Annotated in this window: 25 protein-coding genes; 17 read left to right on the top strand and 8 right to left on the bottom strand. The window is 55.7% G+C overall.

From position 1 onward, the window contains the following. Window positions 1-183 precede the first annotated feature (183 nt). The 10 genes from AC58P5_RS13735 to AC58P5_RS13690 all read left to right on the top strand — a co-directional run bounded on the left by AC58P5_RS13735 (window position 184) and on the right by AC58P5_RS13690 (window position 10716). On the top strand, window positions 184-822 hold the full coding sequence (locus AC58P5_RS13735; RefSeq protein WP_497387291.1) for a helix-turn-helix transcriptional regulator: 639 nt from the start codon (window positions 184-186) through the stop codon (window positions 820-822). 97 nt (window positions 823-919) lie between these two features. After that, on the top strand, window positions 920-1924 hold the full coding sequence (locus tag AC58P5_RS13730) for a DUF1702 family protein (protein WP_497387289.1): 1005 nt from the start codon (window positions 920-922) through the stop codon (window positions 1922-1924). Window positions 1925-1967: 43 nt separating this feature from the next. After that, entirely contained in the window at window positions 1968-2864 is an 897-nt protein-coding gene (locus AC58P5_RS13725; protein WP_497387287.1) for a YqaJ viral recombinase family nuclease, read from the top strand. Window positions 2865-2876: 12 nt separating this feature from the next. Continuing rightward, the gene (locus tag AC58P5_RS13720) at window positions 2877-3725 is read left to right on the top strand and encodes an RnfABCDGE type electron transport complex subunit D (RefSeq protein WP_497387285.1); all 849 of its coding nucleotides are present in this window, start codon (window positions 2877-2879) and stop codon (window positions 3723-3725) included. Between the two features lie 234 nt (window positions 3726-3959). Further along, window positions 3960-4118 (top strand): hypothetical protein, encoded by a 159-nt coding sequence (locus AC58P5_RS13715; protein WP_497387283.1) that lies wholly within the window; start codon window positions 3960-3962, stop codon window positions 4116-4118. Window positions 4119-4338: 220 nt separating this feature from the next. Beyond that, window positions 4339-6408 carry a bifunctional aldolase/short-chain dehydrogenase gene (locus AC58P5_RS13710; RefSeq protein WP_497387281.1) on the top strand — a complete coding sequence of 690 codons (2070 nt, stop codon included), beginning with the start codon at window positions 4339-4341 and terminating at the stop codon, window positions 6406-6408. Between the two features lie 432 nt (window positions 6409-6840). Further along, window positions 6841-7602, top strand: coding sequence for a DeoR/GlpR family DNA-binding transcription regulator (locus tag AC58P5_RS13705; RefSeq protein ID WP_497387279.1), 762 nt, complete (start codon window positions 6841-6843; stop codon window positions 7600-7602). 127 nt (window positions 7603-7729) lie between these two features. Then, the gene (locus tag AC58P5_RS13700) at window positions 7730-8473 is read left to right on the top strand and encodes a (Fe-S)-binding protein (protein WP_497387277.1); all 744 of its coding nucleotides are present in this window, start codon (window positions 7730-7732) and stop codon (window positions 8471-8473) included. Further along, window positions 8460-9971 carry a LutB/LldF family L-lactate oxidation iron-sulfur protein gene (locus AC58P5_RS13695; RefSeq protein ID WP_497387275.1) on the top strand — a complete coding sequence of 504 codons (1512 nt, stop codon included), beginning with the start codon at window positions 8460-8462 and terminating at the stop codon, window positions 9969-9971. Before AC58P5_RS13700 ends, AC58P5_RS13695 begins: the two co-directional genes overlap by 14 nt. After that, window positions 9964-10716: a LutC/YkgG family protein gene (locus AC58P5_RS13690; protein ID WP_497387273.1), complete on the top strand. Its 753-nt coding sequence runs from the start codon at window positions 9964-9966 to the stop codon at window positions 10714-10716. The genes AC58P5_RS13695 and AC58P5_RS13690 overlap by 8 nt, the downstream gene beginning before the upstream one ends. 255 nt (window positions 10717-10971) lie before the next feature. Here the strand turns inward: AC58P5_RS13690 and AC58P5_RS13685 are convergent, their stop codons facing one another. Then, window positions 10972-11820 carry a M15 family metallopeptidase gene (locus AC58P5_RS13685; protein WP_497387271.1) on the bottom strand — a complete coding sequence of 283 codons (849 nt, stop codon included), beginning with the start codon at window positions 11818-11820 and terminating at the stop codon, window positions 10972-10974. Between the two features lie 813 nt (window positions 11821-12633). Between AC58P5_RS13685 and AC58P5_RS13680 the strand changes: the two genes are divergently transcribed. Continuing rightward, on the top strand, window positions 12634-13707 hold the full coding sequence (locus tag AC58P5_RS13680) for a hypothetical protein (RefSeq protein WP_497387269.1): 1074 nt from the start codon (window positions 12634-12636) through the stop codon (window positions 13705-13707). Window positions 13708-13849: 142 nt separating this feature from the next. Here AC58P5_RS13680 and AC58P5_RS13675 read toward each other — a convergent pair whose 3' ends face one another. Continuing rightward, entirely contained in the window at window positions 13850-14095 is a 246-nt protein-coding gene (locus tag AC58P5_RS13675; RefSeq protein ID WP_497387267.1) for a hypothetical protein, read from the bottom strand. Window positions 14096-14104: 9 nt separating this feature from the next. Next, window positions 14105-14320: a hypothetical protein gene (locus AC58P5_RS13670; RefSeq protein WP_497387265.1), complete on the bottom strand. Its 216-nt coding sequence runs from the start codon at window positions 14318-14320 to the stop codon at window positions 14105-14107. A gap of 298 nt (window positions 14321-14618) precedes the next feature. On the opposite strand from AC58P5_RS13670, the gene AC58P5_RS13665 reads away from it, so the two are divergent. From AC58P5_RS13665 to AC58P5_RS13650, 4 genes are all read left to right on the top strand, one after another. Beyond that, on the top strand, window positions 14619-15476 hold the full coding sequence (locus AC58P5_RS13665; protein ID WP_497387263.1) for a sugar phosphate isomerase/epimerase family protein: 858 nt from the start codon (window positions 14619-14621) through the stop codon (window positions 15474-15476). Window positions 15477-15700: 224 nt separating this feature from the next. After that, window positions 15701-16495, top strand: a complete 795-nt coding sequence (gene thyA, locus AC58P5_RS13660; protein ID WP_497387261.1) for a thymidylate synthase — start codon at window positions 15701-15703, stop codon at window positions 16493-16495. A gap of 110 nt (window positions 16496-16605) precedes the next feature. After that, window positions 16606-17094 carry a dihydrofolate reductase gene (locus AC58P5_RS13655; protein ID WP_497387259.1) on the top strand — a complete coding sequence of 163 codons (489 nt, stop codon included), beginning with the start codon at window positions 16606-16608 and terminating at the stop codon, window positions 17092-17094. Window positions 17095-17360: 266 nt separating this feature from the next. Then, complete coding sequence (locus AC58P5_RS13650; protein WP_497387257.1) at window positions 17361-18269, top strand: Gfo/Idh/MocA family protein; 909 nt, start codon at window positions 17361-17363, stop codon at window positions 18267-18269. 343 nt (window positions 18270-18612) lie between these two features. Here AC58P5_RS13650 and AC58P5_RS13645 read toward each other — a convergent pair whose 3' ends face one another. From AC58P5_RS13645 to AC58P5_RS13630, 4 genes are all read right to left on the bottom strand, one after another. Continuing rightward, complete coding sequence (locus tag AC58P5_RS13645; RefSeq protein WP_497387255.1) at window positions 18613-19257, bottom strand: YcnI family copper-binding membrane protein; 645 nt, start codon at window positions 19255-19257, stop codon at window positions 18613-18615. A gap of 93 nt (window positions 19258-19350) precedes the next feature. Further along, a complete protein-coding gene (locus AC58P5_RS13640) occupies window positions 19351-20019 on the bottom strand; it encodes a response regulator (RefSeq protein ID WP_497387253.1) in 669 nt (222 codons plus the stop codon). Further along, window positions 19982-20818 carry a sensor histidine kinase gene (locus tag AC58P5_RS13635; RefSeq protein WP_497387251.1) on the bottom strand — a complete coding sequence of 279 codons (837 nt, stop codon included), beginning with the start codon at window positions 20816-20818 and terminating at the stop codon, window positions 19982-19984. Before AC58P5_RS13635 ends, AC58P5_RS13640 begins: the two co-directional genes overlap by 38 nt. Before the next feature lie 224 nt (window positions 20819-21042). Further along, the gene (locus AC58P5_RS13630) at window positions 21043-21288 is read right to left on the bottom strand and encodes a hypothetical protein (RefSeq protein ID WP_497387249.1); all 246 of its coding nucleotides are present in this window, start codon (window positions 21286-21288) and stop codon (window positions 21043-21045) included. 228 nt (window positions 21289-21516) lie between these two features. Here AC58P5_RS13630 and AC58P5_RS13625 point away from each other — a divergent pair, with 228 nt between their 5' ends. Beyond that, window positions 21517-22857: a hypothetical protein gene (locus AC58P5_RS13625; RefSeq protein ID WP_497387247.1), complete on the top strand. Its 1341-nt coding sequence runs from the start codon at window positions 21517-21519 to the stop codon at window positions 22855-22857. Window positions 22858-23099: 242 nt separating this feature from the next. Here AC58P5_RS13625 and AC58P5_RS13620 read toward each other — a convergent pair whose 3' ends face one another. Then, window positions 23100-23693: a TVP38/TMEM64 family protein gene (locus AC58P5_RS13620; protein ID WP_497387245.1), complete on the bottom strand. Its 594-nt coding sequence runs from the start codon at window positions 23691-23693 to the stop codon at window positions 23100-23102. A 211-nt stretch (window positions 23694-23904) separates the two neighbouring features. Here AC58P5_RS13620 and AC58P5_RS13615 point away from each other — a divergent pair, with 211 nt between their 5' ends. Then, window positions 23905-24522, top strand: coding sequence for a type II toxin-antitoxin system PemK/MazF family toxin (locus AC58P5_RS13615; protein ID WP_497387243.1), 618 nt, complete (start codon window positions 23905-23907; stop codon window positions 24520-24522). The last annotated feature ends 83 nt before the right edge of the window (window positions 24523-24605 follow it).

Here is a 24605-nt window from a genome sequence, read left to right as displayed (position 1 = left end):
TCTGACTTTTTCTAAGGATGTGAAACTTCATGACAAAAAAAGACGGATAGGTGACAATTCAAGCAGATCACCGACAAAATTTTATTGGTAAAATTTATTACAGAAGCTCTTAATGAACCATTTTATAATTCCTAACTATATTATTCAAAAAAAATACCAATTATTAAGAGGGGGACGAACAAAGTGGATTTGCTGGTCTTTGTACATAAAGCCGAGAAATGTAAAGATTACCTGGCGGATTTGCTTCTTCTTTCCAAAAAAGTGAAGTTGACCGAGTTTGTCGATTTTAACTCCGCACTCCAGTTGGTCAAGCAGGCGCACTATAAACTAATCGTGTTTCTTACATTCGAGCCGTCTTTTCCGAAAACTTGGAACGTGAACGAGCTGAGAATCAACAGTCCTCTGCTCGCGTTAGCCGGTGCCGATAAAATCAGCTTATCTTCCTTGATATCTCTTATTGATATGGTGGCTCAGAATGAAGAAGTTTCCCATGATAACCGGCTTTTCGCGGAATCGCTGGCCTACATCGACGAAAACATATGCGAGAACGATCTGAATCTCGAGAAAGTCGCTTCGCAAATTTATGTCAGCCGGTGCCACTATTCCCGGATGTTCCAGAAGTATGTGGGCACGGGCTTCAAAGAATATGTGATGAATAAACGCATCCAGAAAGCGAAGCTTCTTTTGAAAAGGGGCGAGCCCGTAACAGATGTCTGTTTCTCGGTAGGCTATAACGATTTGACTCATTTCGGCAGAATTTTCAAAAGGAAGGTGGGGATGAACCCGTCCGTCTATAGATTGAGCAAAGCCGCTTCGCAATAAGAAGAAAAAGGAGGGAAATGAAAAAAACAAGCAAGACGCTGCTTTTTACAGACGCGTCAACCGTTTTAGCCACAAGGAAAGCGGAGGAGATGGATCCATGCAGGTCATTGCAGTCGCATCCGGAATAGGGGCATGCCTAGCCGTTCTTGCTCCCTTCATTTATCTGAAAGTTTTTCAACGCAGCATCCCGAAGATGGTCGCCAAATTTCCGCTCACGGGCCATGTCCATTACGACCGCAAATTCCCGCAGATTTTAAGAGCGTTCTTGTCCGGCAGCAACTGGGCGTTGAAACCGGTATTGGTGATGTCCAAGCTGCGTGCCAGGCTGGAGAACCGTTTTGAGCCGTTCTACAAAGGGTTCGCTTACGAAGGGGCCGGCATGGGACTCGGCGTGAAATCCGCTTTATTCCCGTCCAGAGGCAGGCGTTTTGAAGGGTACATTCATCAGCTTTCGCCCGGGTATTTGTACCAGTACTACGTGGGACTCGGATGGTACCTCACTATCCGGTACGGTTTCCGGTACCGGGCATACAAGCGCTGGATAAAGCAGCTGGACCCCAGATATGCGCCCATTGTGTTCGACGGAGCCGGATTTAAAACAGCATTGTTTCACTATAAGAAAAATAAACAGATTATTCAGAAATTTGGACATTTCCCGATTCCCTATCAGCGCGTCTGTTACCAGGGCTTTGGCCGGTGTTTATGGTTTTTAACGGAATTCGATTTACAGAAAACGGCTGCCGAACTGGAAAATTTGCCTGCTGAATTCAGAAACGATGCATATAGTGGAGTAGGGTTAGCCGCAGCCTACAGTTTTTTCGACCAGCTTGCGTTTGCGGCCCATGCGGATAAACAGATTCCCGTACAATACCGGGCTTCTTTCCGGCAGGGGCTTGCTTTCGGCTGGGAAGCGCGCCGCCTGCAGGACCCCGTTTACTGGGATGAACAATTGGAGAGATACACCTATCCCGTCATACTCAAAGTCACCGGATTTACGGAATGTGTCCACGAGGCCGTGAAGCTGATGGGGCATGACGATACGGAAGCGGGTTATTACTTGAGATGGATGGATACGGTACGGAGTCTGCTTAAGGAAAATTAGTTCGTCGTCGCAGCAGGAGCTGCCGGTGTAAAGGAGAGATGATATGCGTGCCAAGAAGCTTGTGAATACCCGGGATATTTCTTGTGAGGAATGGCTGGCCTGGCGGAGACAAGGAATCGGCGGCAGTGATGCGGGAGCCGTCTGCGGAGCGGACAAATGGAAAACGGCGCTGGAAGTTTACCTGGATAAAACCGGAGAGCTGCCTCCTGCGGAAGAGAAGGAAGCGATGAAGCTCGGCAGTAAGCTCAAAGATTTTATCGCACGGGAATTTACGGATCGGACCGGGCACAGGGTGATGAGAAGAAACTCGATTTTTCAGCACCCGGAGCACTCTTTTATGCTGGCCGGCCTGGACCGTTGGGTGATCGGCTCTCGTGCGGGCCTTTTATGCAAATCAGCCGGCGAATTCAGCAAAGAAGAATGGGAGAACGGCCGGGTTCCCGCGAAGATTGATTTTCAGTGCCAGCACTATATGGCCGTTACGGGCGCGGACCACTGGTGGGTAGCCGTTCTGATCGGCGGCAACAAGTTCCGTACGGTGCGTCTGGAGCGCAGCGAAGAACGGATCAACCGGCTTATCGACCGGGAAGCCGTATTTTGGAACGAGCATGTCCTGAGAAGAAGGCTGCCGTCCTTCGACGGAACGGACGCTTCGTCCGATTTGCTGAACCGGCTGTATCCCCCGGTGACGAGCAAGAACTCGTCCGTGCCCTTGACGGAAGAAGCGGAACGGTGGATCGGGCAATACCGGCAGGGGGCGGAGGAAGAAAGGGCGGCGGCGCTGCGCAAAACGGAGGCGGAAAACAAGCTCAAGGGACTGCTGGGCGAACACGAGCAGGGAACGGTAGGGAACTACAAGGTGGAATGGAAAAGCATCAACCGGAAGTCGGCCCGGTTCGCCCCTTACAGGCGGTTTCAGATTTCAACCATTTCGAATTAACGGAGGAATTTCATGCGCAACGAAATGAATACGCATCTGCGTTCAGTCGTATCCTGGCGGGATTATCGGATTGATCCGAGATACTTTATTCTGGCGTTCCTGAGCAGCTTTGCGATAGCCGGGCAAGTGTATTTGGGCTTTTTCCAGAAGTGGGATGCGGTTCTTGCGGCAGTCGTTTGTACCACGGGGACGGAAATTATTCTGAACCGGCTGAAAAATAAAACGTGGATGTTTCCGCTCAGCGCACTGATCACGGGAATCGGCATCTCTCTTCTGCTCAGCTCCAACCTGCTGTGGCCTTACGCGCTCACATCCGTCATCGCGATCGCGCTGAAATATGCCATCCGCTTCAAAGGCGGGCATATTTTCAACCCCAACAACGTGGCGATGGTCATCATGCTCTACTCTCTGCCTCAATATGCGGTGAGTACCCCCAAGCAGTGGACGAACGGCATCGGCGTCATGATTCTGATCTTGTGCCTGGGCATTGTGGTGTGCTACATTGCCAACCGGCTCGATGCGGTGCTGGCTTTTCTGGGAAGCTTTACGCTGTTTGCGTTCGTACGGCATTTCTTCTTCGGAGCGCCTTTGTTTGCGGCCCTTGGGCCCCTCATGGGCGCCTCCCTTCAGCTGTTTGCCTTCTTCATGATCACGGATCCCAAGTCCACGCCTGCGACAAGGAGCGCCCGCATTGCGTTTGCCTTTTTCGTGGCCCTGCTGGACGCCGTCTTCCGCATCAACCGGATCCCGAATCCGCAGTTTTACGCGCTGTTCCTTGTGTGTCTCGCCCTTATCATTCCATACCGGCTGTGGGCTGCCCGCAAAACGGTGCCGGAGCCGAGTCTACCGGCCAACTCTTAAATAAAGGATAGAAAACGGAACGATGACCGGGGAATTAATTTTACAAAAGAGGTGAGCTCCATGTGCCGGAACGGGACATGCAGGGGGGCTTTCAAGGGCGGAGAGGGGACAGGCTGCGGCAGACACTGCGCCAACCTCCAACCGGAAGCCTTTTCTAATGAAGGAACGGAATGTACCAAAGAAAAGCCGGTAAACCGGACCGCAAATCAGGTTGAAAAGCAGCCGGAACATCGGATGCCAAGCCGTACTGAAACTCAGCCGCAGCACAAGGAACGAAGCGATGAACAGAACCTGGAGAAGCGCGACCGTCTCCCCGCCGACCATTTGCCGTCGAGGTACTTTCTGCGCACCAAGTATTTTAAGTACTGGGACTTCTGGGACTACTTCCGCTAAACCGCAGGCCAAAGCCCGATAAGCATACAGACAACCCCATATGAAAAAGACAAGGACAGGACGGGCCCTCCCGTTTTTGTCTTTTTTTATTTATTCAAAGAAAAACAAACATAAAAATAAATATTCAAAAATAAATAAAGATATGTTACGATTTAATAAAAGAAAACAAATAGAAACAAAACAAACCAATACTCGTTCAATTTCTGAGGAGGAGCACAAAATGACGGCAAATTTATGGGATGCGGAAATCGCGGTAGGCGTTAAGAAAGGACTGGACGAACTGGTATATCGCTCGAACCTGCTCGGGTTTGACCGTACGGTCGCCAACTGGGGCGGCGGCAACACCTCGGCCAAAACGACAGTCACCGATTTTCGCGGGCGGGAAATCGAGGTTATGTGGGTAAAAGGCAGCGGCTCGGACCTTGCGTCCATGAAAGCGGAAAATTTCACGGGTCTGCGCCTGGACGATATTCGTCCGCTTATGGAGCGGGAAGAAATGAACGACGAAGAAATGGTCGCCTATCTGGGACACTGCATGGTAGACAGCCGGCACCCGCGGGCTTCGATTGAAACGCTGCTGCATGCGTTTCTTCCTTTTAAACATGTGGATCATACGCATCCCGATGCCATCATCGCCCTCTGCTGCGCGGATAACGGCAAAGAGCTGGCGCGCGAAATATACGGCGACCGGTTTGTCTGGGTGCCCTATGTGCGTCCCGGCTTCACCCTTTCGAAAATGATCGCCGAAGGCGTGCGCGGCAACCCGGCCGCCGAGCTTGTCCTGATGGAGAAGCACGGACTCGTCACCTGGGGAGAGACGTCGGCGGCCTGTTACAAGAAGACGATCGAGATTATCTCGGAGGCGGAAAACTTTATTGAAGCGCGCGTGAAACGCGCTGCGCTGTTCGGCGGCGCGAAGTGCGAAGCGCTGGCGGATACCGCGCGCAGAGAGATTCTGGCACAGGTGCTGCCGGTCATCCGCGGAGCAGTCGGCGGAGAGCGGAAGATGCTGCTGACGGCCGATGCCGGAGAAGATGTGCTGGCTTTCGTGAACAGCCGTGAGGCGCAGACGCTTTCCCAGGTGGGGGCCGCCTGTCCGGATCATCTCGTTCATACGAAGATGAAGCCGCTTTATGTGGATTGGAACCCCGCCGAAGCTGATGTTCCGGCTCTTATCGAAGCGCTGAAGGACGGCATCGCCGCTTACAAGGAAGCGTACGGGGCCTACTTCGAACGCAACAAGAACGAGGGAGACGTGATGTTCGAAGCGGCGCCGAGAGTGATTCTGATCCCCGGCCTCGGGATGGTGAATACGGGCAAAACCCGGGCAATGGCTCAAGTGAGCGGAGCCCTTTACCACCGTGCCATCGCCGTGATGAGGGGCGCGACGGCGCTCGGGACTTTCGTTTCGCTGAGTGAAAACGAGTCCTATAACGTCGAATATTGGCCGCTGGAGCTGTACAAGCTGACTCTCGCCCCGGCGGAAGCCGAATTCTCCCGGAAAGTGGCGTTCATCACCGGCGGAGCGGGGGGCATCGGCGGCGCGGCCGCCCGCGAGCTGCTGAAGGGCGGCGCTCACGTCGTGCTGGCCGACCTGAATCTGGAGGGGGCGCAGACACTGGCGGCGGAGCTTAACCGGCAGTACGGGCAAGGACGCGTCATTGCCGCCGCCATGGACGTTACGCGCGAAGAACAGGTCGCGGAAGCGTACAAGGAAACCATTCTTGCCTTCGGCGGGGTGGATATCCTTGTGAACAACGCCGGGCTGGCGACATCGAGTCCTTTTGAAGATACATCCCTGAAAGAATGGAACTTGAACATGAATGTGCTGGGAACGGGCTATTTTCTCGTGGCGAGGGAAGCGTTCAAGATCATGAAGGTCCAGGGAACGGGCGGCAGCATGGTATTCGTCGGCTCGAAAAATTCCGTTTACGCGGGCAAGAACGCATCCGCCTACAGCACCGCCAAAGCCGCCGAAATCCACCTGGCGCGCTGCATTGCCGCCGAGGGAGGTGCCTACGGCATACGCGTTAATTCGGTGCTGCCGGACGCCGTCCTCCAAGGCTCTGCCATCTGGAATTCCGGCTGGCGCAGCGAACGCGCCGCGGCTTACGGCATCGAGCCGGATCAACTGGAGGAGTATTACCGCCAGCGGACGACGCTGCTCGTGAACGTTTATCCGCAGGATATCGCGGAAGCGATCGCCTACTTCGCCTCGTCGAAATCGGAGAAGACGACCGGCTGCATGCTGACCGTGGACGGCGGCGTTCCGGCGGCGTTTACGCGATAGCCGGGGAGAGGCGCGGCGAGCCCGCCTAGCCGCCTCGTGGCGGAGGGACGGAGCGTTGTACCGGGGTGATGCAGGTTTGCCGCAAACGGACGACCGCCGCACAGGCTGATGCTGCCTAGCCGCAAACGGCCGACCACTGCTCCGGATGATGCTGCCTCGCCGCAAACGGCCGGGACGTTGTGCCGGCTGGTGCAGCTCGTCGTACCGGCATATGCCGACTCGTTTGCAGACGGCAGCGTCGTGCCCGTCTCGGCCCGCCTCCGTCATGGGCCGCCCGAAGGCCGTTCGTCCAGTCCCTTCCCGCGCAATCACGCGATATTGTACAATAAAAGAAACAGAAGCGGGGCCCGGACCCTGGCTGCATCCGTCCGTACCGCAGCAGAGCAGCGGTCCCACCTCCGCAAGTATGGAACAATGAAATGAGGATGCACGATGCTTGTAGCGGAAAGATGGCAGAAAATTACCGCACTGGTCAATGAAAGAGGAAGCATACGGGTGACGGAGCTCAGCGAGCTTTGCGGAGTCACCGAGGAAACGATCCGGCGCGATCTCGACAAGCTGGAGAGCGAAGGCCGGCTGATGCGCAGTCACGGCGGAGCGGTCCGCGTGGGAGAATCCCAGCCCGAGATCCCGTTCAAAGAACGGGAAACGGTGCACGCGGACCTCAAGCGGAGCATCGCCAGAGAAGCCGTCAAGCATATCCGGGAGAACGACCGGATCATTCTCGATGCGAGCACGACGGCATGGTACATGGCGCAAATTTTGCCCGACGAACCGCTGACGGTGCTGACCAACTCCATCCAAGTTGCCGTGGAGCTCAGCTCCAAGGAGAAAATTCAGGTCGTTTCCACCGGAGGCCGTCTTCTTCCGCAGTCGCTTTCCTACGCCGGTCCGCTGGCCGAGCGCTCTCTGGATACGTACCATGTCGATAAAGCGTTCCTGTCATGCAAAGGCGTGCATGCGGCGCGCGGTATTTCCGAATCGAGCGAGCTGCAGGCGCTGGTCAAAGCCAAAATGGTCGCCATTTCCGACGAAGTTTTTTTGCTGGCGGACCACAGCAAGTTCGGCCTGCAGTCGTTTGCCCACGTCGCTTCATGGGAGCAGATCGGGCATGTCATCACCGATTCGTCGACGAGCGCGGATAGCTTGGAAGCTCTGCGCGAGAAAGGCGTAAAGGTGACCCGGCTGTCCTGAGCCTCCGTATCCGCCCTGCCCGTTCCTCCATCTTGTTCGCGGACCGGAACGGGCTTTTTTTACAATCACCAAGACGCGTTTCTTCTATTTAAAAGAGAGCGCTTTCAACCGAAAGGGGCGATTCATCTTGAAGGTTTCCTTATTTATCACCTGTTTGAGCGACCTCGTGTATCCCCGGGTCGGGCAGGCGATGGTGCGGCTGCTCGCCCGGTACGGCATCCAGGTCCATTTTCCGGAGGTGCAGACCTGCTGCGGACAGCCGGCTTTTAACAGCGGCTACTGGGACGATGCGCGGAAGTCCGCCCGGACTCTGCTGGAAGCGTTTGACGACAGCGATTTTGTCCTGTCGCCTTCCGGGTCGTGCACGGGGATGGTCCGGCACTATTATCCGAAGCTGTTTCAAGACGATCCGGCGCTGCTTGCCAAAGCGGAGGCCCTGCGGGAAAAAACGTACGAGTTTACGCAATTTCTCGTCGGCGTGCTGGGCGTTACGGATCTCGGTGCGGTGTTTCCCCGCAAAGTCACCTATCATCCGTCCTGCCACGGCACGCGGCTGCTTGGCATCAAGGACGAACCGGCCTCCCTTCTGGAACATGTGCGCGGCCTTGAGCTTATACCGCTGCCTCATGCGGAGGACTGCTGCGGGTTCGGAGGCACGTTTGCCGTCAAAATGAGCGATATATCGGGCGCGATGGTGGCGGAGAAATCCGATCATGTCCTGGAAACGGAAGCGGAGGTGCTCGTCGGTCTCGATATGGGCTGCCTCATGAATATATCCGGGAACCTCCAGCATAGAGGCAGACCGGTTAAGGTCATGCATCTGGCGGAACTTTTGGAGGAGGGAGTGAGACGGGCCGATGAGCATGTCTAGCGGTGGAGGCAGCGTAAAAGACCGGGCGAAAATCGCGCTGAACAACGATTTCTTGCGGAAAGCCGTCAAGTTCACGACCGAGCGTCTGAAAACCGGCAAATTGAACGCGGCCGCCGAGCAGGGAAACTGGGAAGAGTGGCGGGAGCGGGGACGGCAGATCCGCCTGCATACGATCGCCCATCTCGATTATTACCTCGGCGCGTTTGTTGAAAATGCGCGGGCGCAGGGCGTCCACGTGCATTTTGCGGACACGGCGGAGGAGGCGGTGTCGATTACGATGGAAATCGCCCGGCACAAAAAAGCGGAGAGCGTCGTAAAGTCCAAATCCATGGTATCCGAAGAAATTCACATCAACCGGGCTCTCGAAGAGCTCGGCATTGAAGCCGTAGAGACGGACCTCGGCGAGTACATTATCCAGCTTGCCGGGGAAGCGCCGTCCCACATCATCATTCCCGCGATCCACAAAAACCGCTACCAGATCGCGGAGCTGCTGTCGGAAGAGGCGGGCGAGACGCTCCCGCCCGATACGGGCGTGCTCGCCGGCTTCGTGCGCCGGAAGCTGCGGGAGAAGTTCCTGGAGGCGGACATCGGAATGACCGGCTGCAATTTCGCCGTCGCCGAGACCGGCTCCATCGTTCTCTTCGAGAACGAAGGCAACGGCCGAATGGTCAGCACCGTCCCCAAGACGCAGATCACCTTCATGGGAATGGAGCGGATCATTCCCACACTGGACGATCTGGAGGTCATGGCGACGCTGCTGCCTCGCTCGGCCACCGGCCAGAAGCTGACCGTGTACATGTCGGTCATCTCCGGGCCGAGAAGAGATCCGGACGGAGACGGTCCGGAGGAGATGCACGTCATCATCCTGGACAACGGGCGCTCGCTTCAGCTCGGAGACCCGGATTTCCAGGAACTGCTGAACTGCATCCGCTGCGGCGCCTGTCTCAATGCCTGCCCGGTCTACCGGCACATCGGCGGGCATGCGTACGGCGGCACTTACAGCGGTCCGATCGGGGCCGTCCTCACCCCGGCGCTTAACCGGAACACGGCCGAGTGGGACGATATCGCCGGGGCCTCCACTTTGTGCGGCGCCTGTTACGAGGCATGTCCGGTCAAAATCCCGCTGCACGACATGCTGGTTTATTTGCGAAGCCGCAAGGTCGAGAAGGGCCATGGTGATGCGGCGGAAAAGGCGGGAATGTCCGCTTTCGGCTATATCATGGCCGAGTCCAGGCGCCTGCGGCGGGTTGCGGCGCTGGGCAGATTCGGCCAGCGGTTTGTGGCCCGCGGCGGCGTGATCAAAGCGAGAATCGGTCCGCTCAAGGGCTGGAACACGCACCGCTATGCCCCGGCGCTTCCGCCGAAGACATTCCGCGAGGAATGGCAAAGCCTCGCGGAAGAAGCCGCCGGAAGCCTGCCGGAGATGGACGCGGCCGTGAAGAGCCGCATGGAGCGGATTTTGGACGCCCGCCGGAAAGGGGGCGGCCGTCATGAGTAAATCCGACGCCGAGTTCCTGAACAGGCTGGAAGCCGAGTCCAGGCGGAAGCAGGAGGCATTCTTCGGCGGAATAGCTGCCCGGCTGGGGCGTTCCCGGATAACGGAGCGCCCGGCAAGACCGTTCCAGGGAGCGCCTGACTTCTGGAACGACGTAGATTCCGACGAAGAGGGGCGCATCCGCCTCTTTATGGATAACTGGCGCAAGGCGGGCGGCCATGCCGAGAAGCTGGCCTCCATGGAGGAAGCGGCCGCTTTCGTACGGAAGCTGATCCGTGACCTGGAGGCGAGGCGGGTCATCCGCCAGGACCAGCCGGAACTGGACGCGATAGCGGCCGTGCTGGAGACGGCAGAGGGACTCGACCGTGTGACCGTCTGGAACACGGAGCATGCCTCGGACGCGGAGAAGGAGGCCGTGCTGGCAGACGCTGCCGGAGCCGACATCGGGCTTGTGGCGGCCGACTGCGCCGCGGCTCATACCGGCACGGTCGTGCTGATGTCCTCGCCCCGCAAAGGCAGGAGCGTCAGCCTGCTTCCGGCCGTCCTCGTCGCGGTGGTTCCCGCCAGCCGGATGAAGATGCGCCTCGGCGAGGTGCTCCGTCCGCTGGACGGGCTGGCGGCCGAAGCGAGGCCGGCCGGAATCCACTTCGTATCCGGCCCGAGCCGTTCGGCGGATATTGAGAATGACCTGACCATCGGCGTGCACGGTCCGGGCATTGTCTATGCGCTTGTGGTGGAAGACTGCTAGCCGTCTCTGCCGGGACGGACCTGCGGCTTGCCTGCCGGCGGCGGCAGTCCATGGCTTTGCCGCCGTGTGCGCTTTCTTTTATGCTGCTATGCGCTAAAGGCCGGAGACGTTTCAATCTCCCGCAAAATCTAGCGCCGTCAGGCCGCCGCTTGCCCGCCGCCGCCTGACCGCAAAAAAATGCCGTCCCTTAAAAAAAGGGGCGGCATTTCTCGTTATGACTCGGCAGGCTGCATAGTCCGTTCGGTGAATCCGGCGTTACTTCGTTACCGGTACGGCATTCAGATATTCTTCCATCGTCGTGTTTTTCGTCTTGATATCTTTGGCCATCTGGGTACCTACATAACGCAGGTGCCACGGTTCGTACTGATAGCCGGTAACGGATTCTTTCCCCTTCGGATAGCGGATGATAAACCCGTACTCGTGGGCATGGTCTTCCAGCCACTTGGCTTCGGGCGTTCCGCCGAAGCAGTCTTCGGCCGCACATTTGCCTGTGCTGCCCGCAACGTCTATGGCCAGACCCGTTTCATGCTCGCTGTGCCCCGGTACGGCGCTGTATGTCTTGGCCGCTGCCTCGCCGTCTTTTTGTACGTAACGGTTGAACAGGGTCGTCTGCGTGGAGTGGGAGCGGTAAGCGGATACGCCGGCCAGCGGCGTTCCGTCTTTCTTGGCCGCGTCGAACATGTTCTCCAGCGCGCCGGCCGCTTCTTTGCGCATCATGCGCTTTTCGATTTTTTCGGCGAATACAAAATTCACATCCGGGTATACCAGATCGGAAGGTTTGTAGGTGTCCGGAAGCTTGAATTGTTTGTTAACCAGCACGGTCATGCTTTCCGGCTTAGCGGCAACCTGCTCTGCGCCATCCGTTCCTTTGCCCGTTCCGGTTCCTTTGGAAGTAGGAGCCGATGTCGGCGATGTCGTCGGCTGGCTCGTGCTTCCCGGTGCTGCGGACGGATTTGCGGAAGGCGAAGTTACCGCTGACGTACCCGGGGTTGCCGTGGCGGACGGGGAATTTCCGCCCGTTTCCTTGCTGTTCTCGCAGCCGGCGAAGAGAGCGACGGCGGAAGCCAGGATCAGAAGCCGGGTGATTCTTTTTTTCGGGGTCATGGTAGTTCCTCCTTGAATTAAAAAAAGGCGCATCCTTATGCGGGACGCGCCCGGAATACAACATTTTTTATTATACCTTAAGCGGATTGAAAAACCCAACGCGGGCAATTGTGACTAAGCGGTGAAAACACTATCATCTTCTCATTTCATTCGCTACAATGGGGGTAACAAGAAGGGGGGCAGCAGCTATGATGGTCGCATCTCTGATTATCGGCCTGGCTTTGGCGGGACTGATTTTATGGGCAACGATTTGGATCACCAATAAAGCGTACTCCAGAAAATGGGAAAATCCCGACGAGGATTGAATTCGGGATACCCGGCGGTTCCCGCCCGGGAGTCCGACTCTGCCGTCCGGGGTACGGGCATTTTCGTTTCATGCGTTATCCGTAAGAGAGAGAAGGCCAACAGCAATTGTCGGGGATAAGCCGCATGTGACGGAGCGGACGCCTTCTTTGCTCTTTTCAATTCTTCCGTTTTGTAACCATCGGTTTTACCCCCTCCCTAAGCGCATATGCTCTATGTTCGCTCTTTTTGCGGGAAAGGTTCGATTTAGTCCGGGCCAAGGGTCCATACACCGCGAAAAACCATGTGACCCGGATATTCATCCGGTTCTAACCTCCGCATACGGCGCCAATTTCCAAAATAAACCGTTCTTGGCGTTTCACATCTTTCCAATTCGGGTTAACTCCAAATAGGGCAGGATTTCTTCAATTTCCTCCTTTATACAAATTTTTGTCTTTGCTTCCTTTGAAAGCTGTATTATAATCGTTCATGTTTCTTATTATCGTGTGGGAGAGAGAGAGGAGAAATCGTGTGAAGAACAAAGTATGGATGTCTGTACTCGCATTGCTGTTGACTTTTACTGTAGTATTGGCGGGGTGTGGAAAGAAAGAATCACCGAAAACGGCATTGGAGGAATCCTTTACCACTGCTTCAACCATGAACAGCTCGGATTTTAACATGAACATGACCTTGAACCTGGATTTCCCGGAATCCGCGCTTAAAGCGGACCCGAGCTTGGCAATGGGTGCTAATTTCCTGAAAAACCTGGATGTTACGGCTAAAGGTGTTTACCAGGCCGATCCTATGCAGCTGGAAATGACGCTGGAGGCCAACCTCAAAGGCGACATGCCGATGAAGATTTCCCTTCCTATGGTCATGACCAAAGACAAGATGTATGTAAAAGTTCCGAACATTCCGCTTCTGCCTATTCCGAAAGACGCCGTCGGTAAATATATCGTGATGGATGTCAACGAGCTGAACCAGACGACGGAAGGCAAAGTGAACGTAAATGCCATCGACGTGAAGAAACAGCAGGAGTTCGGTCAAGACGCGATGAAAATCTTTACGACCAACTTTGACGAAAAAACGTACTTTGTCGATGTCGACAAGAAAAACGCCGGACTGCCCGAGAGCGTAGACGCGAAGCAGGTCGTGAAATTCCAGATTACGAACGAGAACCTGGAACCGGCCATCAAAACGATTGTCGAGAAGGTAGCTCCGCAGCTTCTTGATCTCGTATCCAGCGACAAGTATAAAGACATGCTTCAAGTCGATCCGGCCGAAATCGAGAAGGCGAAGAAAGAACTTGCCGCCGGATCGAGCAAGGAAGATACCCAGAAGGCGATCGATGAACTGAAAAAAGTGCTGAAAATCAACGATTTCAACATTTTGACGGCCATCAATAAAGATAAATTCCCGGCTTATCAGGAGATTAACGCCAACCTGGACGTCACCGATGAGAAGCAGGGCACGTTCAAGATCGGTACGAAAATCAAAACCGAGTACAGCAATATCAACAAGAAGGCTAACCTGCAGCCTCTGCCTACCGATACGCTGACGATCGAACAATTCACGCAAAAAATGCAAGCTTCCGGCATGCAGTAATCGCTCCGGTAGCGCGCACGGAAAATCCCCGGTTTCCTTAATGGAAGCCGGGGATTTTTTCGCGATTGTCCGCGTTTTCCGCTTTTTGCGGCACGGGAAAAACCGGCTGACGGGGGGATATCCGGGTCGGCCGGTTTCTCTTTCAGGATGTAGAGCCGTCGTTAAACAGCTTGTACGAATAGTCCATAATGAGGACCATGGCGGCGCGCTGCTCGTCCGTTCTGGCCAGCAGGCAGTGACGCCTCCAGTCCAGGAACCGGATGGCGGCCTCCCGGCTGCCATCCTGGGCTCTCTGCCAGGTGTCTTCGATCTCTTCGTTAGACGGAATGACTTGATGCCTGCGGTAAAAGCCGACCGTCCGGGAAATGGAGGACCAGTCATAGTGCATAAGCGGCCCTCAAAACGTTTCTTCTTCGCCCTGCGGCTCGAACCCGGACCAGAACCGGAAGGTGGCACTGAAGAGAAGCATCACGCTTCCCCACCACATAAACGGGTTCCACAGGGCCGGAGCCCCGCTGAACAGGCCGCAGAGGCAAAGGATGATTCCATGCAGCAAAAAGATGAATCCGGCCAGGCGGCGCAGGTCGTGTTCTTTTTTTGTCCCGCTATTCATCGTGTTTCCCTCCTTCGCCTGGATGCCGGATTCGTATGAAGATTCCGGACGACTTTTTTACCGTACCCTGTATTACCTCCGTCTCTTTTAAAGGAAACAGCGAACTCGGTCACACGATGCCCGACGGGGGTGCGTTTTTGGCAGCAAGAGGGATTATTTGGGGCTATTTTTACGGAAAAGGGGGGCTGGGCGGCGTTTACGCTCGTATATGAAGAATGTGGGAGCTTGCTTCTTGCGGAGCGGTTTTCTATGATACAGGTATACTTATAACCCTTACAGAGAAACGAGGCGGCCCATTTTGAAAATCGGATTAAGCTCTTACAGTTTGTACCGTGCCATCAGAGCCGGGGAGTTGGACTATGTCAGTGCGTTGGATTGGATTGCGGCTAACGGCGGCGAGCATATGGAAGTCGTTCCGCTGGAGATCGATTTTACCCGGGAACCCCAGCTTGTGAAAAGCATCAAGGAAAAAGCGCAGGCCGCAGGCATCGAGCTTTCCAATTATGCGATCGGAGCCAACTTCCTGACGGAAAATGAGGACGCTTACCAGGATGAAATTTCCCGGGTGAAGCGTGAAGTCGATGTAGCAGCCGAGCTGGGCGTCAAGCTGATGCGCCATGATGTGGCCCGCCATGAAGACGTTTCCATCCGTACGTTCAACGCGAATCTGGACCGCATGATCGAAGCGTGCCGGACAATCGCGGATTACGCTGCGCAGTACGGGATTACGACCAGCATCGAAAATCACGGCTATCTGGTGCAGGCGAGCGACCGGGTGCTTACCGTCGTTCAAGGCGTGGACCGCCCGAACTTTAAAACGACGCTGGATATCGGCAACTTCATGTGTGCGGATGAAAATCCGGTCGCTTCCGTGCAGAAAAACCTGCCGTTCGCCTCCATTGTACATATCAAAGATTTCTATCTCCGCCCTTCATACCGGAATCCGGGAGAAGGCTGGTTCAAGACCACGGCGGGCAACTATCTCCGGGGAGCTATTGCCGGGCAGGGCGATATCGACATGTGGGAAGTGCTGCGTCTGGTGAAGCGTTCCGGTTTCGACGGCTATCTGTCCATCGAATTCGAAGGCATGGAAGAATGCAAACAAGGCTCCAAAATCGCCATGGATAACGTGAAACGGATCTGGGCCGAGGTCTAGACGGTTCTGTCGTATCAGCACTGCCGGCGGTTTTATAAAGGAAGCGTTCCAACCGTATAGGGGGCGCTTCTCTTTCGGGTTTGCCGGAGTGAAGCGGGGAGCAGGGAACTTTTTCTGAACAAGAAGAAGTTCTTTTTTATTTTCCGGGGATGCTGAAGCTGATATACTAAGGACAGACTTTAGCCGGAAAAAAGGAAAACCGATGATTTGAGGTGCGCTTGGAAATGAATAAGTATTTGGAACTGCTTAAGGATATCAAGGAAAACGGAACCCGCAAAGAAGACCGCACGGGAACCGGAACCATCTCCGTGTTCGGGCGTCAGATGCGGATGAATCTGGCGGAGGGCTTTCCGCTTTTAACGACCAAAAAACTCCATATGCGCTCGATCATTCACGAGCTTTTGTGGTTTTTGAAAGGTGAAACCAACATTCACTATCTACACGACAATGGCGTCACCATTTGGGACGAGTGGGCCGACGAGGACGGTAATTTGGGCCGGGTGTACGGCGCCCAGTGGCGCACTTGGCAGGCACCGGACGGCCGGGCTATCGACCAGATTACCCAGGTGATCGACCAGATTAAAACCAACCCGGATTCTCGCAGGCATCTCGTAAGCGCCTGGAATGTCGCAGAGGTAGATCAGATGGCGCTGCCGCCCTGTCACTATGCGTTCCAGTTCTACGTGGCGGACGGCAAGCTGTCGTGCATGTTCCAGATGCGTTCGGTCGATACGTTCCTCGGTCTGCCGTTCAATCTGGCTTCTTACGCCCTTCTTACGCATATGGTCGCGCAGCAGTGCGATCTCGAAGTCGGGGACCTTGTATGGACCGGCGGGGACGTGCATATCTATTTGAACCACCTGGAGCAGGTGGAGAAGCAGCTTGCGAGAGAGCCGTTTCCGCTGCCCAAGCTTGAAATCAAGCGCAAGCCGGATTCTATTTTCGATTACGCTTTTGAAGATTTCGAGTTTGTCGGCTATCAGTCGCATCCCGGCATTAAGGCCCCGATCGCGATCTGATTGCGTAGAGTGTCCGCAGAGCACGTTTCGGACCGGATACGGACGGAAAATAGAGTGATCCTAGAACGGCCGCAAGGTCCTCATGGATTGCAGGAAGAGGTGTTGAACAAGTGAGTATTTCCTTTATTTTTGCCATGGACCGCAACAACGCGATCGGGATCGACAACCGACTGCCGTGGCATCTGCCTGCGGATTTGAAATATTTCAAAAAAATGACGACCGGTCATCCGATCCTGATGGGGCGGAAGACATACGATTCAATCGGGCGTCCGCTGCCGAACCGGGAAAATATTGTCCTGACGAGGCAGAACGGTTTCGAAGCCGAAGGATGCAAGGTCGTCCATACGGTGGAAGAAGTGCTGGAAAGCTACACGGAAGGGGAGGTTTTCGTGATCGGCGGGACGGAAGTGTTCCTGCTGTTCTGGCCTCACGTTGACAAGCTGTATGTGACGTTTATCGACGATACCTTCGAAGCCGATACCTTCTTTCCGGAGATCGATCCCGGGGAATGGACGCTTGTTTCCGACGAGCCCGGTGTCCGGGACGAGAAAAATCCGTATGACTACACGTTCCGTGTGTACGATCGGGCGAAGACTTAGTGACAGCCAAAATGCCGGTGCCGGTGCCGGAATCGAAATCAAAAGGAGATACGTATACGTCAAAATGGTATTTGTAGTCCGGCACGGTAACGGGGGATACGGGTACGCAGGGGGTTCAGAAGGACGGTAAACGAGGCGGACCGCAGGCCGGTTATTCAAGCTCCTGCGGCTGCCCGGTCTTCTTTGCCGGAGACCCTTACCAAAACGGCTACACGACTAACCCAGCGGCTTACATAAGCCGGGAAAGCTGAACGGGGGCGTTAAGGATGCAGCAACCAAGTTTACGGATCGGCATGATCGGACTGGATACCTCCCATGCCGTCGAATTTACGAAACTGCTCAACGACTCGGAGCATCCCTGGCATGTGCCGGGCGGACGGGTCGTGATCGCCTATCCGGGCGGCTCGGAAGACTTCGAGCTGAGCCGCTCCCGCGTGAGGGGGTTCACCGAGAAGCTCCAAGCTGAATACGGCGTGGAAATCGCCGATTCTCCCGCGGCCGTTGCGGCGGCATGCGACGCCATCCTGCTCGAATCGGCGGACGGCCGGGTGCACGCCGAACAGTTCCGGCAGATTGCCTCTTACGGCAAGCCGGTCTTCGTCGACAAGCCGCTGGCCGTCAGCTCCCGGGATGCCGGCGAAATAGCCGCCCTGGCCGAGCGGCATGGCGTCCCGTTCCTAAGCAGCTCGTCTCTCCGCTTCGCCGAAGGCTTGACGGAAGCGCTTCGCGGCTCGGAGAAGGGGGCGGTCACCGGAGCCGACTGCTTCGGCCCGCTGGCGCTGGAGCCGACGCAGCCCGGCCTGTTCTGGTACGGCATCCACATGGTGGAGATGCTGTACGCCGCACTTGGCCCGGGCTGCGTGCACGTCACGGCGGCAGCCGGGGAGACGCACGAGGTGGTCGTCGGCGTCTGGGCCGACGGCCGCATCGGGACCGTGCGCGGCAGCCGCGCGGGCAGTCCCGCGTTCGGAGCGGTGGTGCACCGCGAAGGGGGGAGCCGAGCGGTCGATATCTCCGCGGACGCGAAGCCCGTCTACGCGTGCCTGCTCGAGCGCGTCATGGAGCTGTTCCGCGGGGGTGAGCCGGCCGTCGGCATGCGGGAGACGCTGGAAGTGATCCGCTTCATCGAAGCGGCGAACGAGAGCCGCCGGACGGGACAGCGGGTCGGGCTGTAGGCGGAGCCTCGCCTCTAAGGCGTCGCGCCGTATCCGTCGCCCCGGGGCGTCTCGCCTCGTGTGGCGACCCGCCGTCGCCCGAGGCCGCTTCCCGCCGTCTCCAGCGTCTCTTGCCTCGCCTCAGGCTGCTCTGGCCGCCTCCAGCGTCTCAGAGCAGCCTGAGGCCGCTTGCGTAACCTTCGTCGCTCCGCGCCGTCACGCCGCAAAAAAGACCTGAACCGCCGTAAAGAGCGGTTCAGGTCTTTTCAAGTGAACAAAAAAAGCTGTGGAATCGTCATTCCCGCAGCTTTTTCCCGTTTCCGCCCGGCTGATCCAGCGGGACGGAAACGGAAGGTAACTTCGCTTAGGCGCGCTTTCTGAACAGGCTGAGCAGCAGGGAAGCCGCGCTCAGTACCACAGCGGCAATCGACAGATAGAGCGGCGTATTGCTCGCGGAAGCGCCCGCCTGCTGGGCGGGAGCCGCCGTGGCGCTGCCCGGCGCCGTGCTTGTATGGCCGTGGCTGTCCGTCGCCCCGCCGGCCGGTTTGGCGGTTACCTTCGTTACGGAAGCGGGTTTGTCCGAGCCTTCGGCGCCGGTCCACTCCACTACGCTGCCGTCCTGGTAAGTCTGATAAGCCTTCCAGACGATGGAAGTGGCGTTGTCGGCCACCTTGCCCTGCATGTTGAATTCACCGAATTCGGTTTTGGTCAGGCCGCCGTTCTCCGCGGTCCAGGTCACACCCGTGATTTTATCCGCTCCGTCTTTGGCAATTTCGTATTTCCAGCCCGGTTTCGGCTCGAAACGCGAGACGGATACGGCGTCGATCGGGAATTTCACTTCGATTTTGGTAGTCGGAATATCTTTTTCCGTCGGTACGCGAACCGTAAATTTCTGATAGGAACCCGCCGTCGCTTCGGCAGGATTAACGGTAACGTGGGCGCTGGCCACGCCGGCAAAGAGCATCAAACCGGCTACAACGGCGGCCGCTTGGATTTTAAGCTTGTTCATGATTAACTCCCTTTCTCTCGCAATCTTGTAGTACTTCTACTGTACCCAATGCGGGCGGGAGAAAGTATGACTCAACTGGGCTATTTTTGCCTCCTAGTTATGATCTTTTCGTGACATACCGTGTTTCACGGCGTAAGCGGTAAGCTGGACGCGGTTATCCATGCCGAGTTTTTCGAAAATATTTTTCATGTGGTTTTTAACGGTGTTTTCCGAAATGAGCAGCTTTTCCGCGATTTGCCGGTTGTTGTAGCCTTCCGCGACATAGAGGACGATTTCATGTTCGCGGGCCGTGAGCTGCGGCAGGGGCTGGCCGGAAGCGGCCGGTGTCCCCGACGGACGGAAGCGCCGCATGAGACGGTCCGCCATCTGGCGGGCCACCTGGGAATTGTCGTCGAGCAGGGCGTGCAGGTAGCTGAGCCATTCGTCAGGGTCCATATTTTTGAGCAGATAGCCTTGTGCGCCGAACTGGACGGCCGTGAACAGATCGGCCACATCGTCCGACACCGTCAGGATCACGATGCGGATGTGAGGGTAGCGCTGTTTGATCTGGCGGGTCGCCTCCAGGCCGTTCACGGGTCTCATGTGGATGTCCATGAGCACCACATCCGGCTGCAGGTTGCCGCAGAGGGCGATCGCTTCCTCGCCGTTATAGGCTTCGCCGACGACGGTGAATGAAGGATCGTCCTCCAGCAAGCTCTGGATAGCCTGGCGGGCAAGCGGGTGATCATCCGCGATGAGAACGCGATAACAGGTCTTTGACATGGGGTTTCCTCCTTGCTGATGTGACGGACAGCTCCGTGCCGTTTTCCGGCGAAGACTGAAGTTCCCACGAGGCTCCAAGCTCGGCGGCCCGCTTGCGCATCATGGTCAGGCCGTAACGGTGCCGCTGGGGTTCGTCTTCCGAGAATCCGACTCCGTTGTCGGCGATTTTGAGCGACCATTCCGCGCCGCTCGTTTCCAGATCGATGGAAGCCTGGGTCGCGCGGGAATGCTTGCGGATATTGGTGAAAGCTTCCTGGACGATGGCGAAAATCTGCACTTCTTCGGCAGCCGTGAGAACTTTGTCGGTCGCCCGCAGATTTTGGACGGTTTCAATGCCGGTCAGCACCTCCCAGTCCTGCAGCCATTTGCCGATGCGCAGCGAGAAGGAGGTTCCTTCCTCGGGCAGGGTACGGAGATTGAAAATCGCCTGACGGAGATGATGATCGATTTCGGAGACGGCGGCTTTGGCTTCTTCGGTTTTACCCTGCTTCAGTTTCACGTTGATAAAAAACAGCGTCTGGGCGAGATTGTCGTGCAATTCCCTGGCCAGCCGTTCGCGTTCTTCATAAACGGCGCGTTTGGATGTTTCGCGGGCCAGCCGGTTGTTGGTACGCTCGATGCTGCGGAACATCCAGGTGGCGAATATGTAGGAGACGAGGAGAGTAAGGAACGTAATGTACCAGTTTCCGGTTTCCATGGACATATAGCTCAGCATGAATTCATGCCGGATAAACTCGAATCCTCCGATAAACAGGGCAGGGGTCAAAGCGGCCAGCCATTTGAGGGTTTTAAGCGACATATCAGCCCGTCCTTTGCATAAATAATGGTTCTTGGTATAACGATGTACCCAATATACCGTAACGCGTGGGGAGCAACAAGGCGAGAGAATTTTTCCTCTTCGCACACCGCGACTTTTTGGAGAAACTTTCGTCTAATGGGTTTAGCGTCCTTTTCCGGACGAAAAACATGCCTTCGGGCAAAGCAAAACCGGCCCCTCGGGTCAAAGGGCCGGCTGCGGGTCAGTCAATAGAGCATTTCCCGTAAGGAAGCTCCTTTATTAATCGATTGAGCGGGCAGGACCGCATAACAGAACGGATCGCTCTCTTCCTCCACAACTTCAATCATGAGAATGTGTTCGATCGGAAGAAGAACGTTATTCATCTTAATCAGACCAAACTGTTCGTAATGATTGGAAATGACGCCGGTAATGGTATCATTGCCGCAGATGACTTTAACTTTCTGCTTTTGGTATATGAGTATATCAAACATAAATAAACTCACCTCTCTATTAAGATATGACAAGTCCTTTGTGATATTCGTCACACCATTTTTTAAAAAGAAAGAACATTAAATTTAATTAAAGACAATTTAAAGATTTGTCTTTAAATGAAGTCTTTCTTTAAAATAGAGAAAGAATGTAAACGCCTACAATACACAATCGCCGAGTACGTGCTTATCGCAGCGGAAATCCGGCCAGGGACAAGGAGGATGTGCAGCATGGAAATAAAACGACCCCCCAGCCGGGACGAAATTATGATCGGACTGATCGGTCCGGAAGAGCTCCTGGATAAAGCGGAGGAGACGATCAAAGCGTTTCCTTCTTTTCATCCTTTGTCTTTAAAATGGGAAGGGGAGCCGAACGGGCTTCCGGACGTTCAGCGTCTCGGCGAGCAGGCCGAGGTGCTGCTTTTTACGGACCCGGACACATTCCGCCTGGCTAAGCAGAGCGTCACGTTCCGGATTCCGGCGCACTATGTGCCGCTGACGGGCACCGGCTTGTACCGCGCGCTCTATCTGGCCGGACATACCGGCTCTCCCGGAAAACTGACCGTGGACGGACTGACGGAGCCTGTCGTCGCCAAGGCACTGAGGGAACTCGGGGAGAACGGTATGGACGTGGTCTGCTACGGGGGACAGAGCGACGGCACCCCGCAGGAGCTGATCGACTTCCACCGGGCAGGGGCATCGAGGGAAACGGTCGCCCTGACAGGAATGAAGGCGGTTGCGGAGGCTCTGACGAAGGAAGGGCTGCGCAGCGAATGGATCGCCCCGACCGAGCACGATATGACGATTTCGCTGCAGCGCGCGCTGCTCTCCACGGAAACGCGCCGGAGCAAAGAGGGCCAGATCGTCATCGGGTTCATCAACATCGACGGGTTTGAGCGGCTGGCCGCCAGATCGGGCTCCGAGCACGAAGTGCAGCGGATGAAGCTGGACCTTCACCGGATCGTGCTGGACTACGTCGAACATCTCGACGGGTATCTGAACACGCTCGGCGGGGACGAGTTTCTGTTCATGACGACGAGAGGGATATTCGAGCGGGAGACGGGCGGCTACAAATCCATTCCGCTGGCCAAAGATTTGTCGCTCATGCACGACCTCACGCTGAGCATCGGCATCGGCTTCGGCCGTTCCGCCAACGAAGCGGGTACGCATGCGCGCCTTGCCCTGCGTCGCTCCAAAGATGCGGGAGGCAACATCACGTTCATCGTGCGCGAGGACCGCAGTGTCATCGGTCCGCTGGAGATGACGGAGCCCAACCGCTTCGACCTGTCCCTGCTCGATGCCGAACTGATCAAGGAAGCGGGCAGGGCGGGGATGACGCCCGCTTACCTGAGCCGGCTGGTCGCGTATGTGACCCGGTTCGGCAAGCTGGATTACACGGCGCAGGAGCTTGCGGCCGTTTTGGACGTGACGGTGCGCAGCACCCACCGCTTCCTGCTGGCCTGGCAGGACGCCGGGCTTGTCGACGTCATCGGCGAAGAACGCGGCGTTTCCAAAGGGCGTCCGAAGCAGATTTTCCGTCTGGCCTTTCTGCAGGAGAGAATCCGTTCGTAACGGTGACCCGAGGCCCTGCCGGCTACTCGCGGATTGCGGAGAACGGGCCGTCCCTTGGCGGCAGCGGCGAATAAAGATGGGACAGGCGGAGCACACTGTCAATGATTTACTCCATGCCCGGTTGTTTCTAATCCGGTTGATGCGCTTTTTTTGAAGCCATGCCCAAATAAAAAAGCCCCTCGGCGAGGAGCTCTCAAGTAAGCGACTGCGGAACGGGGCTCTTCCGCCATAAGCGGAGGCCTTTACGCCCGGTGCATACGGGTTTCGAATTTTTTGCCGAGCAGCCAAAGCAGGCCGATCACGACCAGGACGATCAGGAACTTCCAGGGCTGGCGGATAAAAGACATGATGTCGTACCCGACGAACGCCATGGTAAACACCATCACCGCTTTCCCCGCAACGATAGCCGGCAGAAAAATCATTTTCTCGACCCGGGACAGGGCCGCCGCCACTACGACCAGCGAAGAAGGCGTAAACGGGAAGCAGCTCAGCAGGAAGATCGTGCCGAATCCGTGGTTATGAATCCAATTCATCCCGTTGCGCAATTTGGGCGAACGGGTCAGCTTCTGCATAAATGCGGTATTGGACAGTCTGCGGAACAGCAGGAACAGGCAGATCGCGCCCAGACTCGTGCCGAGCCAAGAGTACAGGAAGCCGAAGCCGAGCCCGTAGGACGCGGCATTTCCCATGACAATCACGAATAGCGGAAGAACAGGAATGAACGCTTCGATAAACGTCAGCAATATACCGGGCAAAGGACCGAGAGAGTTATAATGAGACAAAAACAGCGCAATCTTCTCTTCGGTCAGCACACTTTTTATAGATTCCCAAGTCACGGCGGTTTCAAGAGCTCCTTTTTCGGGTAGTGAAAGATCAACTGGACTGTTTTAATGTTTCGTAAAAAAGGGTTTATACATGAGTATAACGAATGAAATCCGGAATGGTTTCTCGGGCAGAGGCAGTATCCATGTCCGGCAGGTTCATCCGTTACCCAGTTTACCTTAAAACAGAATATTTCTTACACAGCACGAAAGGGGAATTTTGTTCATGGCAAACCGCAGCAATTACAACGGAGGTGGCCCTTTGAAAACGGATCTTACCCGCATTCAGGATTACTTGGAGTGGCTTAAAACGAAAATCTATCTGGACTCTTTGTCCGATAAAGCGAAAACGCGTGCCCTGCGCCGCGGCGAAGTCTACAAATGCAATTTGGGAAAAGGCATCGGAAGCGAAGAAGAGAAAGAGCGTCCGTGCATCATTTTACAAAACGACGTCGGCAACAAACATTCCGGGAACACGATCATCGCGCCTATTACGCACACAGCGGGCATTCCGAGCGTATCCGTAGAACTCAAGGGCAGCTATACGTATTTGGAAGCGGGCAAAGAAAAGCAGCTTACCGGTTACGTACTGCTGGCCAATATTATGACTGTCAGCAAGTCGCGCATTACGGGGAGCTGCCTGGCAAACATCCGCGAAGAGATGGACGAGATTGAAGAAAAAGTGATGGTCTCTCTGGGTATGTTCAAAAAATATAAGGATCTTCTCGACAAAAAAGAGAGGGACAAAGCGTTTATCAAACGCCTGCTGCAGGAAAATTACGCGCTCAAAGAAAAGCTGGATTTGTATGAGCGTCCGGACAGCGCCTCGGAAATACATGGTTGACAATGCTTATTTGGTGTGGTTTAATTGTCTTAGCGACTTACAAATATGTTTGATCGGTTGATCGAATCGCATCCCAAAGGTCC

This window comes from Paenibacillus sp. JT31N7, from assembly GCF_059692095.1.
Note: the sequence above shows the minus strand (reverse complement) of the source record. Positions and strands in the feature narration are given on the sequence as shown.

What these genes read in the sequence shown, in the direction of transcription:
- AC58P5_RS13730 (WP_497387289.1), top strand. Translation starts at nt 920, where the DNA reads ATGCAGGTCATTGCAGTCGCATCCGGAATAGGGGCATGCCTAGCCGTT.
- AC58P5_RS13725 (WP_497387287.1), top strand. Translation starts at nt 1,968, where the DNA reads ATGCGTGCCAAGAAGCTTGTGAATACCCGGGATATTTCTTGTGAGGAA.
- AC58P5_RS13720 (WP_497387285.1), top strand. Translation starts at nt 2,877, where the DNA reads ATGCGCAACGAAATGAATACGCATCTGCGTTCAGTCGTATCCTGGCGG.
- AC58P5_RS13715 (WP_497387283.1), top strand. Translation starts at nt 3,960, where the DNA reads ATGCCAAGCCGTACTGAAACTCAGCCGCAGCACAAGGAACGAAGCGAT.
- AC58P5_RS13710 (WP_497387281.1), top strand. Translation starts at nt 4,339, where the DNA reads ATGACGGCAAATTTATGGGATGCGGAAATCGCGGTAGGCGTTAAGAAA.
- AC58P5_RS13705 (WP_497387279.1), top strand. Translation starts at nt 6,841, where the DNA reads ATGCTTGTAGCGGAAAGATGGCAGAAAATTACCGCACTGGTCAATGAA.
- AC58P5_RS13695 (WP_497387275.1), top strand. Translation starts at nt 8,460, where the DNA reads ATGAGCATGTCTAGCGGTGGAGGCAGCGTAAAAGACCGGGCGAAAATC.
- AC58P5_RS13690 (WP_497387273.1), top strand. Translation starts at nt 9,964, where the DNA reads ATGAGTAAATCCGACGCCGAGTTCCTGAACAGGCTGGAAGCCGAGTCC.
- AC58P5_RS13685 (WP_497387271.1), bottom strand. Translation starts at nt 11,820, where the DNA reads ATGACCCCGAAAAAAAGAATCACCCGGCTTCTGATCCTGGCTTCCGCC.
- AC58P5_RS13675 (WP_497387267.1), bottom strand. Translation starts at nt 14,095, where the DNA reads ATGCACTATGACTGGTCCTCCATTTCCCGGACGGTCGGCTTTTACCGC.
- AC58P5_RS13670 (WP_497387265.1), bottom strand. Translation starts at nt 14,320, where the DNA reads ATGAATAGCGGGACAAAAAAAGAACACGACCTGCGCCGCCTGGCCGGA.
- thyA (WP_497387261.1), top strand. Translation starts at nt 15,701, where the DNA reads ATGAATAAGTATTTGGAACTGCTTAAGGATATCAAGGAAAACGGAACC.
- AC58P5_RS13650 (WP_497387257.1), top strand. Translation starts at nt 17,361, where the DNA reads ATGCAGCAACCAAGTTTACGGATCGGCATGATCGGACTGGATACCTCC.
- AC58P5_RS13645 (WP_497387255.1), bottom strand. Translation starts at nt 19,257, where the DNA reads ATGAACAAGCTTAAAATCCAAGCGGCCGCCGTTGTAGCCGGTTTGATG.
- AC58P5_RS13640 (WP_497387253.1), bottom strand. Translation starts at nt 20,019, where the DNA reads ATGTCAAAGACCTGTTATCGCGTTCTCATCGCGGATGATCACCCGCTT.
- AC58P5_RS13635 (WP_497387251.1), bottom strand. Translation starts at nt 20,818, where the DNA reads ATGTCGCTTAAAACCCTCAAATGGCTGGCCGCTTTGACCCCTGCCCTG.
- AC58P5_RS13630 (WP_497387249.1), bottom strand. Translation starts at nt 21,288, where the DNA reads ATGTTTGATATACTCATATACCAAAAGCAGAAAGTTAAAGTCATCTGC.
- AC58P5_RS13625 (WP_497387247.1), top strand. Translation starts at nt 21,517, where the DNA reads ATGGAAATAAAACGACCCCCCAGCCGGGACGAAATTATGATCGGACTG.
- AC58P5_RS13615 (WP_497387243.1), top strand. Translation starts at nt 23,905, where the DNA reads ATGGCAAACCGCAGCAATTACAACGGAGGTGGCCCTTTGAAAACGGAT.